The sequence below is a fragment of the Streptomyces chryseus genome, assembly GCF_014650755.1.
In the GTDB taxonomy this organism is placed as follows: Bacteria; Actinomycetota; Actinomycetes; order Streptomycetales; family Streptomycetaceae; genus Streptomyces; species Streptomyces chryseus.
Window position 1 is genome coordinate 166,221 of the sequence record NZ_BMVO01000005.1, and the last position, 16,665, is coordinate 182,885.

At 73.4% G+C, this 16,665-nt stretch carries 12 protein-coding genes; 8 read left to right on the forward strand and 4 right to left on the reverse strand.

All coding sequences use genetic code 11. From position 1 onward, the window contains the following. Window positions 1-10: 10 nt before the first annotated feature. From IE185_RS11420 to tdh, 3 genes are all read right to left on the reverse strand, one after another. Window positions 11-928: a LysR family transcriptional regulator gene (locus IE185_RS11420; RefSeq protein WP_138898094.1), complete on the reverse strand. Its 918-nt coding sequence runs from the start codon at window positions 926-928 to the stop codon at window positions 11-13. Continuing rightward, complete coding sequence (locus IE185_RS11425; RefSeq protein ID WP_138907890.1) at window positions 925-2,106, reverse strand: glycine C-acetyltransferase; 1,182 nt, start codon at window positions 2,104-2,106, stop codon at window positions 925-927. Before IE185_RS11425 ends, IE185_RS11420 begins: the two co-directional genes overlap by 4 nt. A gap of 77 nt (window positions 2,107-2,183) precedes the next feature. Then, a complete protein-coding gene (gene tdh, locus IE185_RS11430; RefSeq protein WP_138897511.1) occupies window positions 2,184-3,212 on the reverse strand; it encodes an L-threonine 3-dehydrogenase in 1,029 nt (342 codons plus the stop codon). A gap of 162 nt (window positions 3,213-3,374) precedes the next feature. Between tdh and IE185_RS11435 the strand changes: the two genes are divergently transcribed. From IE185_RS11435 to IE185_RS11455, 5 genes are all read left to right on the forward strand, one after another. Next, window positions 3,375-4,418: an enoyl-CoA hydratase/isomerase family protein gene (locus IE185_RS11435; protein WP_138897512.1), complete on the forward strand. Its 1,044-nt coding sequence runs from the start codon at window positions 3,375-3,377 to the stop codon at window positions 4,416-4,418. Window positions 4,419-4,454: 36 nt separating this feature from the next. Then, the gene (locus IE185_RS11440; protein ID WP_138897513.1) at window positions 4,455-5,084 is read left to right on the forward strand and encodes an alpha-ketoglutarate-dependent dioxygenase AlkB; all 630 of its coding nucleotides are present in this window, start codon (window positions 4,455-4,457) and stop codon (window positions 5,082-5,084) included. Window positions 5,085-5,226: 142 nt separating this feature from the next. Continuing rightward, on the forward strand, window positions 5,227-6,993 hold the full coding sequence (locus IE185_RS11445) for a S8 family serine peptidase (RefSeq protein WP_138897514.1): 1,767 nt from the start codon (window positions 5,227-5,229) through the stop codon (window positions 6,991-6,993). A 69-nt stretch (window positions 6,994-7,062) separates the two neighbouring features. After that, a complete protein-coding gene (locus tag IE185_RS11450; protein WP_138897515.1) occupies window positions 7,063-8,142 on the forward strand; it encodes a ComEC/Rec2 family competence protein in 1,080 nt (359 codons plus the stop codon). Continuing rightward, a complete protein-coding gene (locus tag IE185_RS11455; protein ID WP_189715089.1) occupies window positions 8,139-9,380 on the forward strand; it encodes a patatin-like phospholipase family protein in 1,242 nt (413 codons plus the stop codon). The genes IE185_RS11450 and IE185_RS11455 overlap by 4 nt, the downstream gene beginning before the upstream one ends. Window positions 9,381-9,390: 10 nt before the next feature. Here IE185_RS11455 and IE185_RS11460 read toward each other — a convergent pair whose 3' ends face one another. Then, complete coding sequence (locus IE185_RS11460; protein ID WP_138907894.1) at window positions 9,391-10,206, reverse strand: SDR family NAD(P)-dependent oxidoreductase; 816 nt, start codon at window positions 10,204-10,206, stop codon at window positions 9,391-9,393. Window positions 10,207-10,398: 192 nt separating this feature from the next. On the opposite strand from IE185_RS11460, the gene IE185_RS11465 reads away from it, so the two are divergent. The 3 genes from IE185_RS11465 (at window position 10,399) to IE185_RS11475 (ending at window position 16,350) form a co-directional block, all read left to right on the forward strand. Next, entirely contained in the window at window positions 10,399-12,939 is a 2,541-nt protein-coding gene (locus IE185_RS11465) for an ATP-binding SpoIIE family protein phosphatase (RefSeq protein ID WP_138898491.1), read from the forward strand. 115 nt (window positions 12,940-13,054) lie between these two features. Beyond that, a complete protein-coding gene (locus IE185_RS11470) occupies window positions 13,055-13,777 on the forward strand; it encodes a class I SAM-dependent methyltransferase (protein ID WP_138898489.1) in 723 nt (240 codons plus the stop codon). Window positions 13,778-13,908: 131 nt separating this feature from the next. Next, entirely contained in the window at window positions 13,909-16,350 is a 2,442-nt protein-coding gene (locus IE185_RS11475) for a SpoIIE family protein phosphatase (RefSeq protein WP_189715091.1), read from the forward strand. Window positions 16,351-16,665: the final 315 nt, after the last annotated feature.

A 16,665-nucleotide genomic window follows, 5' to 3' on the forward strand; every position in this document is an offset into this window, starting at 1 on the left:
CGGGCCGTCGTCAGCCGGAGGTGGAGAGCCCGGCCGCCGACGCGGCCAGGGCGTCCAGCACCGGCCGGATCAACGGATGGTGCTCCGCGCCCCGGCGCACCGCCGCGAACACCCGCCGGGTCGCCGCCGGGCCCGAGACCGGGCGTACCACCGTGTCCTTCAGTTCCATCCCGCGCAGCGCCGAACGCGGCACCAGCGCCACCCCCGCGCCCGCCCCGGCCAGCGCCACCACCGCGCGGAAGTCGTCAGAGGAGTGCACGAGGCGCGGCTGGAAGCCGGCGAGTTCGCAGGCCAGCAGCATCACGTCGTGGCAGGGATTGCCGGGATACGGGCCGATCCAGTCGCTGTCGGCCAGTTCGGCCAGCGAGACCGCCGGGCCCTGGCCCAGCGGGTGCGACGCGTGCAGCACAGCGTCGAAGGGCTCCGCGTAGAGCGGCACGCGCGCCAGGCGCCGGTCGTCCTCGCGTGGCGCGCCCCGGTACTCGACCGCCAGGGCCACGTCCGCCTCGCCGTCGAGCACCAGCGGCAGGCTCTCGTCGCCCTCGGCGTCCCGGACCCGTACCCGGATCTCCGGGTGGCCGTCGGCGAGACGGCTGATCGCCGGGGCCAGCACCTCCGCGATGCCCGTCGCGAAGGCCACCACCCGCACCTCGCCCGCCGCCCCGCCCGCGTACGCCTCCAGCTCGGCCTCCGCCCGCTCCAGCTGCGCCAGCACCGCGTTGGCGTGGGCCAGCAGGATGTCGCCGGCCGCCGTCAGCCGTACCCCTCTGCCGCTGCGGGTCAGCAGCGTGTGGCCCGTCTCCTGCTCCAGCGCGGCGAGCTGCTGGGACACGGCGGACGGGGTCAGGTACAGCGCGGCCGCCGCGGCGGTCACCGTCCGGTGGTCCGCCACGGCCCGCAGGATGCGCAGTCGTCTGGGGTCGATCACCCAGCCATTGTCGCTCGCGCGTCGACGAAGGCCGCCACAGCGCGCTCCACGTCGGCCGTCGAGTGCGCAGCGGAGAGCTGGACCCGGATGCGGGCCGCGCCCATCGGGACCACCGGGTACGAGAACCCGATCACGTACACGCCCCGCTCCAGCAGCAGCTCGGCCATCCGGCCCGCCTCCGCCGCGTCGCCGATCATGACCGGCGCGATGGCGTGGTCGCCGGGCAGGATCTCGAAGCCCGCCTCGGTCATCTTCGTACGGAACAGCTTCGTGTTGGCGGTCAGGCGCTCGCGCAGCTCGCCCGCCGACTCCAGCAGGTCGAGGACCTTGATCGACGCGGCGGCGATCACCGGGGCGAGGGAGTTGGAGAAGAGGTACGGGCGCGAACGCTGGCGCAGCAGCTCGACGATCTCCGCGCGGGCCGCGACGTAACCGCCGGACGCGCCGCCGAGCGCCTTGCCGAGCGTGCCGGTGATGATGTCGACGCGGTCCATCACGCCGTGCAGCTCGGGGGTGCCGCGGCCCTCGGGGCCGACGAAGCCGACGGCGTGCGAGTCGTCGACCATGACCATGGCGTCGTACCGGTCGGCCAGGTCGCAGATCTCCGCGAGCGGGGCGACGTAACCGTCCATGGAGAACACGCCGTCGGTGACGATCAGGCGGCGGCGGGCGTCCTGTGTGTCCTTGAGCTGCTGCTCCAGGTCGGCGAGGTCGCGGTTGGCGTAGCGGTGGCGGCGGGCCTTGGACAGGCGGATGCCGTCGATGATCGACGCGTGGTTGAGGGCGTCGGAGATGACCGCGTCCTCGGGGCCGAGGAGTGTCTCGAAGACGCCGCCGTTGGCGTCGAAGCAGGAGGAGTACAGGATCGTGTCCTCCTGGCCGAGGAAGGCGGAGAGGCGCTGCTCCAGCTCCTTGTGGATCTCCTGGGTGCCGCAGATGAAGCGGACCGAGGCCATGCCGTAGCCCCAGCGGTCGAGGGCGTCCTTCGCGGCGGCGACGACCTCCGGGTGGTCGGCGAGACCGAGGTAGTTGTTGGCGCAGAAGTTCAGTACGTCGCCGGAGGGGACGGAGACGGAGGCGCTCTGCGGGGTGGCGATGACGCGCTCGGGCTTGTAGAGGCCGGCGGCGCGGATCTCGTCGAGGGTGGCGCGGAGGTCGTCGCGGACGGAGGTGAACATGCGGTGGGCCTCTCCTGGCGGTGGTGCGGTCATGGGGTGGTGGTGCGGCTGCGGTCGTGGCCGGTCCCCGCCGGGGGTTACGTGGTCCAGTCGAGGATGATCTTGCCGCTGCGGGCGGTCGCCGCCTCGTCGAAGGCCGCGTCGAAGTCCTGGTGCGCGTAGCTGCCCGTGATGACCGGGCTGAGGTCCAGGCCGCCCTCCAGCAGCACCGTCATCGCGTACCACGTCTCGAACATCTCCCGGCCGTAGATCCCCTTGACGGTGATCATCGACGTCACGATCTTCGACCAGTCGACCGCGAACTCCTCCGCCGGCAGACCGAGCATCGCGATCCGCCCGCCGTGCGTCATGTTCGCGACCATGTCCCGCATCGCCTCCGGCCGGCCCGACATCTCCAGACCGATGTCGAAGCCCTCCTTGAGGCCGAGTTGGCGCTGCGCGTCCGCGATGTCCGACTCCGCCACGTTGAGGGCGAGCGTCGCACCGGCCTTGCGGGCGATCTCCAGACGCGACTCGCTCACGTCGGTGATCACGACGTTGCGCGCGCCGGCGTGCCGGGCGACGGCCGCCGCCATGATGCCGATAGGGCCCGCGCCGGTGATCAGCACGTCCTCGCCGACCAGCGGGAAGGAGAGCGCGGTGTGCACGGCGTTGCCGAACGGGTCGAAGATCGCGGCCACGTCCAGGTCCACCTTCGCGCGGTGCACCCACACGTTGGAGGCCGGCAGCGCCACGTACTCGGCGAAGGCGCCGTCGCGGCCGACCCCGAGGCCGATGGTGGACCGGCACAGGTGGCGGCGTCCCGCCAGACAGTTGCGGCACTTCCCGCAGACCAGGTGGCCCTCGCCGCTCACCAGGTCCCCGACCGCGATGTCCTGGACGTCGCCGCCGACGGCCGCGACCTCGCCCACGAACTCGTGGCCGAGGACGAGCGGCGTGGAGACGGCCTGCTGCGCCCAGCCGTCCCAGGACCGGATGTGCAGGTCCGTGCCGCAGATGCCGGTACGGAGCACCTTGATCAGCACGTCGCCGGGGCCCGTCTCCGGCTCCGGCACGTCCATCAGCCACAGCCCGGGCTCGGCGTACTGCTTGACAAGTGCCTTCATGGCTTCGGCTCCAGGCGGGGGGCGGGGGAGATCGCGAACGTGTCCCAATCTGTCGCGCCGGCGGCGCGCGGTCCATCGAGGATTTCTTAACCGGGCCAACAGCGGAGCTTCACGCGCGGCCCGGGTGCACCCGATCGGACGCACCGTCCCTACGCTGGCCCGATGACCGACGACCCCTCCGTGCTCCTGCGCACCGACGGCCACGCCGCCCACCTCACGCTCAACCGCCCCCGTGCGATCAACGCCCTCGACCACGCCATGGTGAACCGCGTCGCCGCCGCCCTCGCGGCCTGGGAGCACGACCCGGCGGTCAGGACCGTGGTGATCACCGGTGCCGGGGAGCGCGGACTGTGCGCCGGCGGGGACATCCGGTCGATCCACGCGGACGCCCGGGCCGGCGCCGGCGCCTCGGTCGCGTTCTGGCGCGACGAGTACCGGCTGAACGCGCACATCGCCCGCTTCTCCAAGCCGTACGTCGCCGTCATGGACGGCATCGTGATGGGCGGCGGCGTCGGGATCTCCGCGCACGGCAGCGTCCGCGTCGTCACGGAACGCTCCCGGGTGGCCATGCCGGAGACGGGCATCGGTTTCGTACCCGACGTCGGCGGCACCTGGCTCCTGTCGCGGGCCCCCGGCGAGCTCGGCGCGCACCTGGCGCTCACCGGCGCGGCGGTCGGCGCGGCCGACGCGCTGCTGTGCGGGCTGGCCGACCACTTCGTACCGTCGCAGCGGCTGCCCGCCCTGCTCGCGGACCTCGCGACGGAGCAGGCGGCGGACGTGCTGCCCCGGTACGAGCGCCCCGCTCCCGAGGGGGAACTCGCCGCCCACCGCGCGTGGATCGACCACTGCTACGCCGCGGGCACCGTCGAGGAGATCCTCGACCGGCTCCTCGACAGCGGCGAACCGGCCGCGAAGGAGGCGGCCGGGACGATCCTCGCCAAGTCGCCCGTCGCCCTCAAGGTGACCCTGGCCGCGATGCGCCGGGCGGCGGAGCTCACCACCCTGGCGCGGGTGCTGGAGCAGGAGTACCGCGTCTCGTGCGCGGCGCTGTCCTCACCCGACCTGGTCGAGGGCATCCGCGCCCAGGTGATCGACAAGGACCGCTCCCCGCGCTGGTCCCCGGCCACCCTCGCGGAGGTCACGGAAGCGCGGGTGGAGGGCTTCTTCGCACCGCTCGGCGGCGACGTCGCACCGCTCGGGCTGTAATTCGCACATACGTTTGAGTGGCGGTATTCTGGGGGCATGGCCGTACACCTCCAGGGCTCGCTCTTCGACCAGGGGGACGAGATCGCCCTGGGACCGCTGGACGGACTGCGCCGTACGGAACTGGGGCACGGCGCCTGGATCGACGTGCTGCCGCAATGGGTCGCCGGGGCCGACACGCTCTTCGACGTACTCGCCCACGACGTCGAGTGGCGCGCCGAGCAGCGCGTCATGTACGAGCGGGTCGTCGAGGTCCCGCGCCTGCTGTCCTTCTTCGGCGTGGACGACCCGCTGCCGCACCCGAGCCTCGAAGAGGCCCGCACCGCGCTGAACGCGCACTACGCGGCCGAGCTCGGCGAGCCGTTCGTGACGGCCGGACTGTGCCTCTACCGCGACGGCCGGGACAGCGTCGCCTGGCACGGGGACACCATCGGCCGGGGAAGCAGCGAGGACACCATGGTCGCCATCATGTCGCTGGGCGCGCCCCGGCAACTGGCGCTGCGGCCGCGCCGGCGCGACGCGGCCACCGTGCACAAGCCGCTCGGGCACGGCGATCTCATCGTCATGGGCGGCAGCTGCCAACGCACCTGGGAACACGCGATCCCCAAGACGTCACGTGCCGTCGGGCCGCGCATCAGCGTGCAGTTCCGCCCACAGGGCGTGCGCTGAGCGCCTGTTGTTGCGGCGCCCCCGCGGCGGACGGACAATGGGAAGCACCACCCGTGACCATCCCCGCACCACCGGTTGCGCCGACGTCCCTCCCTTCACACCCAGCCGTTCGTACGGGCTGCACAGGGATCCGGGAGCTCTCATGGACCGCGACGAACTCGAGGCGGCGTTCTACGGGCAGGGGCCGTTTCCCGTTCCGTGGGCCACCAACTGTCCGGTGCGTTTCGACGCCTGGCTGGCACTCGCCCAGCCGGCCCCGCCGGAGCACCGCGAGGACGTGATCCTCGCGATCAACGAGGAGCACGGCGCACTGCGCGTGCTCCAGCACTTCGGGGCCCTGGACATGACCGAGTGCCAGCCGGTCGCGGCGGGCAGCTTCGTGGCGGCGCGGCTGACGCTCGGCGAGGTCGTACGAGCGGTGCTTCCCATGACCAACCTGCTCAGCCTCGTGCGCCTCGCCAAGGAGGTCGCGCAGCAGATGGGGCAGCCGGGCATCGAGGCCGCCCTGCGGGGGCACTTCAAGAGCCCGCCGACCAGCGACGTCCACGACAACATCGAACGGCGCCAGGAGCGCGGCAAACACCTCGAATGGTTCCTGAACCTGTTGCACGGGGTCATCGCCGCCTCGCAGGCGCACCCCGGCGGCCCACCGGCCGACGCCCCGGGAACGACCGGGCTGATGACCCGCATGCTCGCCGCCGTCGCCCTCGAATCGCCCCTGACCCGGCCGGCGGACCCACCGCCCCGAGGCGTCATCGACCGCAGGCAGCGCCACCCGGTCACCTCGGTGACCACGAACCGCCAGGCCGCCCCGGCGGTCGTCCGCTCCAGGTCGACCATCAAGGCCGACGCCGCCGAGCAGGTCTTCTCCGTCGACTGCGGCTCGATCGGCTGGGCCGTCGTCGACAGCGGCATCGACGCCCGGCACCCGGCGTTCTACGACTGGGACACCTCCGCCACCCCGGCGAAGCAGCTCGCCTCGCGGGTCGCCCGGGCGTTCAACTTCGTCGGCGTACGGGGGACCCTGTCGGCCGACGCGCTGGAGAACGGCCTGATCGACTGGTCCCGCGCCCTGCCGTACGTCGAGATGGAACTCCCCGCGCCGCAGAACCGCGCGACGCGCACCGACATGCCCTACACGACCCCGGGCGACCACCACGGCACCCACGTCGCCGGCATCCTCGGTGCCTCGTGGCCCGACCGCGCGTTCCGCGGCATCTGCCCACGGATCAGGCTGTACGACTTCCGGGTCCTCGACGACCGGGGCGAGGGCGACGAGTTCTCCATCGTCACCGCGCTCCAGGCGATCCGGCACATCAACGAGCAGGCCGGCCGGTTCGTCATCGCCGGGGTCAACATCAGCCTCTCCGTGCCGCACGACGTGGCGACCCACTCCACCGGGTGGACGCCCGTCTGCATCGAGTGCGACCACCTGGCGCGCTCGGGCGTCGTGGTCGTCGCGGCGGCCGGCAACGCCGGGTTCAGCGGCGCGATGCGCACGCTGGGCACCGACTACCACAGCATCAGCATCTCCGACCCGGGCAACGCCGAGTCGGTCATCACCGTCGGCTCGACCCACCGCAGCAACCCGCACCGGCACGGCGTGAGTTACTTCTCCAGCCGCGGCCCCACGGGCGACGGCAGGCCCAAACCCGACCTCCTCGCGCCCGGGGAGGACATCGACGGCCCCATCCCCGGCGCGGGCATCTCCGCGATGCACGGGACGAGCCAGGCGGCCGCCCACGTCAGCGGAGCCGCGGCGATGCTGCTGGCCCGCAACCGGGAACTGCTCGGGCGCCCCGAGCGGGTGAAGCAGATCCTGTGCTCCACGGCGACGGACCTCGCCCGCGAACGGGACTTCCAAGGACACGGCCTGGTCGACGTCCTGCGGGCCATGCAGTCCGTCTGACACGACAGGACCGGAACAGGCGGCCGGAACAGACCCCCGGAACAGGCAGCAAGGAGGAAGGCGGCGACGATGCTCACCTTCGATTTCCTCGACGCCCGGCACGGCGACTCCTTCCTCGTCCGCTGGGGGCCCCGCGACGAGCGCGTCATGCTCGTCGACGGCGGCCCCGGCGGTGTCTACGAGGCCTCGCTGCGCGACCGGTTGACGCGGCTGGAGCCGGGCGGCGACGGCGTTCCGGTGATCGACGTCGTCTGCCTGTCCCACGTCGACGACGACCACGCCGCGGGGCTGCTCAGACTCCTCGCCGAGATACGGCGCGCACGGCGGGAGGAGCTGCCCGAGCCCTTCGCGGTGACCCGCCTGTGGTTCAACGCGGTGGAGGAACTCGTCGACCGGCGGGCCCCGGGCCTGAGCGCGTCCGTCCAGCCGCTCGTCGAGCGGGCACTGACCGACAGCGGGGCCGTCAAGGCGAGTTACGGACAGGGGAGGGCCATCCGCGACGAGGCGGCGGCGCTGGGCCTGGCCGGCAACCCCCTCTTCGACGGGCCCCTGACCGAGGGCGCCGAAACGACCCTCGACGACCTGCACGTCACGGTCGTCGCCCCCGACGACGTGGCCCTCGCGCAACTGGAGAAGCGGTGGCGCCAGGCGAAGCAGCGGGGCGACCCCGACGTGATCTCGGCCGCGTACACGGACGGCTCGGTCCCGAACCTGTCCAGCATCGTCCTGCTGCTGCGCCACGACGGCCGCACCGCCCTGCTCACGGGGGACGCCAGAGGCGACCGCATCCTCACCGGGCTGCGGGCCGGCGGCCTGCTCACCGACGCGGACCCGCTCCACGTCGACCTGCTGAAGCTGCCGCACCACGGCAGCGAACGCAACGTGGAGCCCGACTTCTTCGAGAGCGTGCACGCCGACCACTACGTGGTGTCCGCCGACGGCATCCGGCACCACCACCCCCACGAGGACACCCTGCGCTGGCTCGTGGAGTCCCGGGACGCGGACGACGAGTACGTCGTCCACCTCACCAACGAGATCGACTTCGCGACCGACGCGCTCAAAACCCTGCGCAGAAGACGCAGTTTCGACATCGACGTGCGGCCGCCCACGGACCCGGCGCTCGTCGTGGAAGTCGGTGATCAGCGATGAGCACAACCGCCCGGCACGCTGCCGCCGATCCCTGGATCGTGGACTCTCCCGCCGTGGGCACGGGCCTTCAGGCCCGGCCCTGCGGCGACACGCTGCGCCCCGCCGAACCGCCCGCCGCGGCGCGCCCGGTCGCCGTCACCCTCTCCGGCGGCGGCTTCCGGGCCACGCTGTGCGCCCTGGGTTTCGTCCGCCTGCTGGCCGACGCGGGACTGCTGTCCGGCCTGCGGTACGCCTCGTCCGTGTCCGGCGGCTCGATCGCCAACGGGTTCCTCGCGACGGCCTGGCCCGCCCTCAGGGAGCGCGGCTTCACCACCGGGGCGGTCGACGAACTGGTCGTCGACCCGGTCGTCGCCCGCGTCTCCACCCGGTCGTTCAAGCGGTCCCTCCTGCGGGGCCTGTGGCGGACGATCGGGCCGACGACCCGCACCGAACTCATGGCACGGCGGCTGGACGAGTGGTTCTTCGACGGGATCGAGCTGACGGACCTGGACCCGCAGGTGCGCTGGATCCTCAACGCGGCGAACCTCACCACCGGCGCCCGGTTCACCTTCGAGCGCGACGTGTTCGGCGACTACACCACCGGACTCGCCCCCACGTCGGGCACCGGGCTGCGACTGAGCCTCGCCGCGGCCGCCTCCGCCGCCGTCCCCGGCGCCTTCCCGCCGGTCGTGCTGGACCGGGAGCACTTCCCCTGCGCCGCACACCCACCGGCCCTGCTGGACGGCGGAACGTACGACAACACGGGTCTGGAGGCCATCGACAGCGAACGCTACCGGCACGCCTTCACGCTCGTCCTCAACGCCGGAGGGCTCCTGCGGCCCGGCGTGTACGGCCGCGTCCCCGTGCTCCGGGACCTCGCGCGGGCCAACTCCCTGCTCTACCGGCAGAGCACGGCCCTGCGGACCCGCGCGATCGTGGAACGCTTCCAGCGGGGCCACGGCTTCGACGGGGACGGCGAAGTGCCGCCCGGTGCCCGGCGCGGCGTACTCGTCGGGCTCTCCACCGACTTCCCCGCGGACGGCTCCGCGCCGCTGCGCCGCTGGCGCGAGGCGTTCCCCGAGCACCGCGCGTTCGGCGGCCGGGACCTCGCGCTCGTGCCGACCGTCTTCGACCGCCTCGACCCGGGCCTGTGCCGGGCCCTGGTGTACCGGGGCTGGTGGCTCGCGGGCGCCGGGCTCGCGGCCTTCCACCCCCACCTCGTGCCGGACCCGGCCACGACGGCGCCGCCCCGGCTGTGACGGCCGGTGCTCAGCCCCGTGCGCGCGGCTCGATACGGAAGTCGAACGCCGCCGTCCCCGGGTCCAGCGCCGTCACCCCGCCGTCGACCGTGAGCACCGCGCCGTTGACGTACGACGCGGCGGGCGACAGCAGCCACGCGATCGCCTCCGCGACCTCGCGCGGCTCGCCCGGCCGCCGCCCCGGAAGCAGCCGGGTCGCCTCCTCGTACGCCGCTTCCACGCCGCCGTCCCCCAGCCCCGCCTCCTCGGCGAACCGCGCCATCCGCCGGTCGGCCATCTCGGTGCGCACCCAGCTCGGGCAGACGGTGTTGGCGCGCAGCCCGTACTGCCCGTAGTCGACGGCGAGGGAACGGCAGAGCTGGAGCAGCGCCGCCTTGGACGTGGCGTACGCGGCGTTGCCCACACCGTTGCGCAGCGCCGACACCGAGGCGACCGCGACGACCGCGCCGCGCGTCTCCAGCAGATGCGGCAACGCGGCCCGCAGCAGCAGGAAGGGGCCAGTGAGGTTGGTGCGCATGACGGCTTCCCAGTCCTCGACCGTCAGGTCGCCGACGGACCCCGGGCGTCCGATCCCGGCGTTCAGCACGAGCCCGTCCACCCGCCCGTAGGCGGCCACGGTACGGTCCACGAGCCCCCGGACGGCATCGGGGTCGGTGGCGTCGGACGGATGGGCCAGCGCCCCGGTCTCCTCGGCGACCCGCCGCAGCGGTTCGGGCCTGCGCCCCGAGACGACCACCTGGTGCCCGGCGTCCCGCAGCAGCCGGGCCGTCGCCGCGCCGATGCCCGTACCGCCCCCTGTGACGATGACAACTCGCTGTTGCGTCATGGTCGTTCGGCCCTCCGTCGTCCTCGCGCACCTTCCCCGTGATCATAGGGAGGCGGCCGGTGCAGGGCGGGACCGGCCCGCCGCGCAACCCGATGGAGGCATTTCCCCGCGTACGCGTCGCACCCGTGGCTACTCGCCCGTACGGTGAGGGCCGTGTCGGAGGATCTTGCCGCCGGAAGGGAACGCGACCCCATGGAAGCTGTGGTTCCACGGCAGCGAGCCGTGTCCGGGCGGATTCCGCTCGCGGTCGTCGTGGTGGGCGGCGACGGCCTGGTCTCGCACTGGAGCTCCGGTGCGCAGCGGCTCTTCGGCCACCGCAGGGAGGACGCCGTGGGCGCCGTCGCCGCCGACCTGCTGCCCGTCTCGGGCGCCCTGAACCCGCCCGACGAGTACGACGTCCTCGCCCCGGGTGCCGACAGGCCGCCCGGTGACGGGTTCGCCGGGCAGCTCACCTCCGGGCGCGCCAAGTGCCCCCGGCCGGAAGGCGGCCCGTACCCGCCCGGCGACCGCGGTTCGCTGGACGTGCTGTGGTGGGCGTACCCGCTGGCCGTACCGGGCCCGGAGCGGCTGCTGGTGCTGGCCGCCGACGCCTCGCGGCTGGGCGAGGAAAGCGGCCCGTACGAGCGGGTCGCGCCCGGTTTCGCGCTGCACACCGAGTTCCCGGAAGCGGGCCGCCTCGCCGACCGGCTGCCTGACATCCTGCCGCACATGGGTCCGGCCACGGCGAGCCGGATCGTGGCGCAGGTGCTCGAACTCGGTTACCCCGTACTGGAGATGAGCACCTACGCGCGCGTCCCGGTCACGCCGGACTGGGGCGTGCCGAGACACCGCCGGCGCCGCGAGGCGGCCGAAGGACCGCCGACGCCGGACGCGGACGCCGGCCGGGAGCGGGCGCCGGCGGGCGACAGGGCCGCTGCCCCCGGACACGCCGCTGACCTCGACCGGGCCGCTGACGTCGAACGCGCCGACGACCTCGAACACGCCGCCGTCCGTGAGCGGCTGGAGTTCCTCAACGAGGTGAGCGGCCGCATCGGCAGCTCGCTCGACCTGGCCCGTACGATCCGCGAGGTCACCAGCGCCGCCGTCCCCCGCTTCGCGGACTTCGCGGGCACCCACCTGCGGGTGCGGATGCTCTCCGGCGAGGGCTTCCCCGACGGCCCGCCGGACGTGAACACCGCGTGGCGCCGGGTCTGGGTGGAGCACAACGACGAGCCGGGCCGCTGGGACGACACCGTCCCCGTGGGGGAGGAGCTGACCTTCCCCGAGCAGACCCCCTTCTTCCAGTGCATGGTGACCGGCGAGCCGGTGCTCCTCCCGCACATCGACACGGCCCTGAGCGAGCGCATCGCCGCCCGGTTCGAGGAACGGGACCTGCGGCCCCTGATCGGCGGCCGGTCGCTGCTGGTCGTACCGCTCACCGCGCGCACGGTGGTGCTGGGATTCATGGTGCTCATGCGCCGCCCGGGACGCGAGCCGTTCACCGACATGGACCGCAGAACCGGCGCCGAGCTCGCCGCCCGGGCCGGCCTCGTCCTGGACAACGCCCGCATGTACACCCATCAGCAGCAGGTGGCCGAGACACTGCAGGAGAGCATGCTGCCGCAGGTCGAGCCCCGGATGGCCGGCTGCGACATCGCCACCCGCTACCTGCCGGGCACCGCGCTGGGCCGCGTCGGCGGCGACTGGTTCGACACCGTCCGGCTGCCCGGCTCCCGTACGGCGCTGGTCGTCGGGGACGTGGTGGGGCACGGGGTGAACGCCGCCGCCATGATGGGCCAGCTCCGCACGGCGGTGCACACGATGGCCGCGCTGGACATCCCTCCGGCGCAACTGCTGCGCAGTCTCGACGACCTGGCGCACGAGTTCGGCGACCACTATCTCGCCACCTGCCTGTACGCGGTCTACGACCCGGTCGCCGGCGAGCTGCTGATCTCCAGCGCCGGGCACCTGCCTCCCGTGCTCGTACGGGCCGGGACCGGGCGCGGCGAGCTGATCGACGTACCGGGCGGCGCGCTGATCGGCCTCGGGGGCGTGCCGTTCGCCACCGCCCGGGTCCGGGTGTCGCCGGGCGACCGGCTGGTGCTGTGCACGGACGGGCTGGTCGAGGTGCCCGGCGAGGACATCGGGACCGGCCTGGCGGCGCTCTGCGCGTCGGCGGCGCAGCCGGCCGCCTCCCTGGACGAGGCGTGCGACGCCGTCGTCCGGGCGCTCGCCGGGGCGACGGCCGAGCGGTCCGGCGGCCGCAACGACGACATCGCCCTGCTGATGGCGCGGCTGAACGGAATGCCGGCCGGGGACACGACGACGTGGCGGCTGGAACCCACGGCGGCCGACGTGTCCCGGGCGCGGAAGCTGGTGGACGGTCAACTGGCACGCTGGGGGCTGCCCGAGCTGGCCGACACCACCCGGCTGCTGGTCAGCGAGGTCGTCACCAACGCGGTACGGCACGCCGGCGGGCGGCCCGTGGAACTGCGCCTGGCCCGCGCGGACACGCTCCTGTGCGAGGTGTCGGACGCCGACCACACGCTGCCGGCGATGCGGGACGCGGGGCCGGAGGAGGAGTCGGGGCGCGGGCTGCGGCTGGTGAGCACGCTCGCGCACCGGTGGGGAGCGAGCCACTCCGGGCCGGGCAAGGTGGTCTGGTTCGAGCAGGCGCTGCCGGCCCGGGCGCACTGCGGCGCCGGGAGCGGCCGACCGCTTCCCGGGGTGTCCGGGAGGGGGGTACCGGGGTAGGGAACCGGGTGCGAGGCGCAGCGGCGCCGCTCAGTCTTCCGGAGCGTCGTACACCGTCCGGAAGTCCTCCCTTCCTTCCGTCTTTCCGTCTTTCCGTCCGCACCGGGGGCATGCGATGAGTCCGACCGGCCGTTACGTGCACGCCTGGGAGAGCTACTGGGGCGACACTCCGGGCGCCCCGGGCGCGGCGATCTGGGACAGCGACCCGTCGCTGGCCGCCGAGCCCCACCTGGAGCTGTTCGCGCCGTACGCCGACCGGGCCCGGCCCGTGGTCGACATCGGCTGCGGGAACGGCACGCAGACCCGCTACCTGGCCCGCCACTTCGCCCGGGCGGTGGGCGTCGACGTCGCCCACGCGGGGATAGCCCACGCGCGCCGGGCGGACACCGGGCGGACGGTCGAGTTCCGGCAGCTCGACGCCGCCGACGCGGGTGCCGTACGGGAGCTGCACGAGCGGCTCGGTGACAGCAACGTGTACATGCGGGCCGTCATCCACCAGAGCGACCCGCCGGACCGGCCCCTGGTCGCCGCGGCCGTCGCGGAGCTGGTGGGCGAGCGGGGGCGTGCCTTCGTGGCGGAGCTGACCGCCGGGGCGAAGACCGTACTGCGGGAGCTGATGGGCGAGCCCGGCGGGCCGCCGCCGAAGCTGGCGCGGGTCTTCGCGCACGGACTCAGACCGGCGGAGTCCGACGACGGCGAAGTCCCCGAGCTGCTGCGCGCGTGCGGGCTCACCGTCCTGGCGTACGGCCGTACGACGCTTCCGCAGACGGAGTTCCGGGCCGACGGCACCCGCATAGAACTGCCCGCTCAGTGGCTGATCGTGGGCCGTACGGGCTGAGAAGGCGCCGTACGGCCGTGCACGGTGCCCGCCCTCCGGCGGTCGCGCGGCTGTCGCGCGGGCGCACCGAGGTTGTGCCCGCCCCCGGCACGACGGATTCTGTAGGGGATGAACCGGGCTGGTGTGGCGCCATGAGTACGTGGAACGCGGCGCAGAGTGCCGACTTCCGTGGTCCCCTCGACGTCACCGGGGCGGCCACGGCGGTCGTCGACGCCCAGGACACGGTCATCGGCTGGAGCCTCGCGGCCGAGGAACTCCTCGGCTACCGGCCGCACGAGATCGTGGGACAGCCGCTGTCGGTCTTCCTGCCCCCGCGCCCGAACCCCTCCCCGCCCCTCGCCCCGGACGATGCCGCGCCGGCCCTTGGCGACCCGTTCCGGAGCAACGAGATCCGCGTCGCCCGGCACCGGGACGGGCACGAGCTGCTGGTCGCCACGGCGGTGTGCCACCTGCCGGGGCCCGGCGCGGCGGAACGCGTCGTCGTGGCGACGAAGCTGAAGGACCTCCGGGTGTGGGAGTCCCGGCTGGCGCTGCTGCACGGACTGGCCACCCAGTCCCCCGTCGGCCTGGCCATCTACGACACCAACCTGCGTCTGACCTGGTGCAACACGGCGTACGAACGCGAGATCGGGCGGCCGTACGCCGACTTCGGCGGGATGCGGGCCGACGAGCTGTACTCCGAGGGACGCTTCGTCACCCGTGGCTACCCGCGCACCCTCGACGCGGTCATGCACCACGTCCTGGACACCGGCGAGCCCATCCTCGACCTGCACTTCCTCGGCCGGCCTCCGAGCGACCCGGAGCAGGAGCACCTCTGGTCCTGCTCCTACTACCGGCTCCAGGACGCCGACGGACACGTGATCGGGGTGTGCGAGGACGCCTTCGACATCACCGAACGCCACAAGGCCCAGCGGCGGCTTGCCCTGCTCGTCGAGGCCGGCCGCGGCATCGGCACCACCCTCGACGTGCTGGTCACCGCCGAGAAGATCACCGAGGTGGCGGTCCCGGAGTTCGCCTGCGCCGTCACGGTCGACCTCGCGACTGCGGTCCTGGACGGCGAGGCGCCGCCCACCGGCGGCCCGGCCCCGACCGAGCTCGTACGCGCCGCCCACCGGTCGGCCGGGGCGTCCGGGCAGCGCGACCCGGCGGGCCCCGCCGACGGGGCGCGGCCGCAGGGCCCGCGGCCGCCTGCCGCCGTGGCCTACCCGCCGGGGTCCCCGCAGGAGCGCAGCCTCGCCTCGGGCGGGCGCGTGCGCGACGACACCACCCTCGTCGTGCCGTTGCGGGCCGGGAACAGCACCCTGGGCCTCGTCACCTTCGCCAGGGATCCCGGCGCCGCCGCCTTCGACGACGACGAGATCGCGCTGGCCGACGAGCTGGTCGCCCGTACGGCCGTGTCCGTCGACAACGCCCGCCGCTTCACCCGCGAACGCACAGCGGCCCTCGCCCTCCAGCGCCAGCTGCTGCCGCAGCACGTGCCGCAGCAGTCGGCGGTCGAGCTGGCCCACCGCTACCTGCCCACGGACGACCTGTCCGGGGTCGGCGGAGACTGGTTCGACGTCATCCCGCTGTCGGGCACCCGGGTCGGACTCGTCGTCGGTGACGTGGTCGGCCACGGCCTGCAGGCGGCCGCCACCATGGGACGCCTGCGCACGACCGTACGCGCGTTCGCACAGATGGACCTGGCGCCCGACGAGCTGCTGACCCGGCTCGACGACCTGGTGGGGCAGTCGGCGGAGGAGCAGTGGGGCGAGCTCGGCTCGCCCGGCGGCCCGTTCGAGGACGTGACCACCGGCGCGACCTGCCTGTACGCGGTGTACGACCCGGTCTCCCGACGGTGCGTCATGGCCCGCGCCGGACACCTGCCGCCCGCGATCGTCCACCCGGACGGCGCCCTGACCTACCCGGACCTTCCGGCCGGGCCGCCGCTGGGCCTCGGCGGCCTGCCGTTCGAGTCCATGGAGATCGAACTCCCGGTGGGCAGCCTGCTGGCCCTGTTCACCGACGGCCTGGTCGAAGCCCGCGACCGCGACATCGACCACGGCCTCCAGACGCTCGGGGAGGTACTGGCCGACCGGGACGCGTCGCTGGAAGAACTCTGCGACCGGGCGGTGGCGCGTCTCCTGCCGGACGGCACGACCGCAGACGACACGGCCCTGCTCCTCGTCCGCACCCGCGAACTGGGCACCACGCAGGTCGCCGAATGGGAACTGCCCGCCGAACCCGTCGCACCGGGCCACGCCCGTGAGCTCGCCACCAGGCAACTGCGGGACTGGGGGCTGGAGGACCTGTCGTTCTCGACGGAGCTGGTCGTCAGCGAGCTGGTCACCAACGCGGTGCGGTACGCCGCCGGGCCCCTGCACCTGCGCCTCATCCGCGACCGCACGCTCCTGTGCGAGGTCGCGGACACCGGCCACACGTCACCGCACCTGCGCCACAGCCGCGATGACGACGAGGGCGGCCGGGGCCTGTTCATCGTCGCCCAGCTCGTCCAGCGCTGGGGCACGCGCTACACCCGCTCCGGCAAGACCATCTGGACCGAGCAGTCCTTCCCCGCGGACGGGGACGGCTGAGTGTGCTCCGGGACGAGTCTCAACTGTGCTCCGTTGCAGCCCAGTTCACGATGTCCGGTCCGGCCGCGGGCGTTGGCAACAAATAGCTGGCGCCGCGTTCCGGGGTGGAGTTATGGTTCTGACCGTTCACCGGACGCGGCCGTGCGCCGCCGCGGGGAACGTGTCGGTTCGTTGAGAAGCAGGAGGTGAGGACATTGATGACTGTCACGGTGACGGGCGCTGCCCGCATTCAGGAGTTCATCATCGTTTCCACCCCTGTGGCCTCCGGCTGACACCCACTCGTACTTCCGCGCGCACTGCGCGCCGCCGGGGCCG

Coding starts and splice junctions, on each gene's coding strand:
- IE185_RS11425 (WP_138907890.1), bottom strand. CDS start 2,106: ATGTTCACCTCCGTCCGCGACGACCTCCGCGCCACCCTCGACGAGATC.
- tdh (WP_138897511.1), bottom strand. CDS start 3,212: ATGAAGGCACTTGTCAAGCAGTACGCCGAGCCCGGGCTGTGGCTGATG.
- IE185_RS11435 (WP_138897512.1), top strand. CDS start 3,375: ATGACCGACGACCCCTCCGTGCTCCTGCGCACCGACGGCCACGCCGCC.
- IE185_RS11440 (WP_138897513.1), top strand. CDS start 4,455: ATGGCCGTACACCTCCAGGGCTCGCTCTTCGACCAGGGGGACGAGATC.
- IE185_RS11445 (WP_138897514.1), top strand. CDS start 5,227: ATGGACCGCGACGAACTCGAGGCGGCGTTCTACGGGCAGGGGCCGTTT.
- IE185_RS11450 (WP_138897515.1), top strand. CDS start 7,063: ATGCTCACCTTCGATTTCCTCGACGCCCGGCACGGCGACTCCTTCCTC.
- IE185_RS11455 (WP_189715089.1), top strand. CDS start 8,139: ATGAGCACAACCGCCCGGCACGCTGCCGCCGATCCCTGGATCGTGGAC.
- IE185_RS11460 (WP_138907894.1), bottom strand. CDS start 10,206: ATGACGCAACAGCGAGTTGTCATCGTCACAGGGGGCGGTACGGGCATC.
- IE185_RS11465 (WP_138898491.1), top strand. CDS start 10,399: ATGGAAGCTGTGGTTCCACGGCAGCGAGCCGTGTCCGGGCGGATTCCG.
- IE185_RS11470 (WP_138898489.1), top strand. CDS start 13,055: ATGAGTCCGACCGGCCGTTACGTGCACGCCTGGGAGAGCTACTGGGGC.
- IE185_RS11475 (WP_189715091.1), top strand. CDS start 13,909: ATGAGTACGTGGAACGCGGCGCAGAGTGCCGACTTCCGTGGTCCCCTC.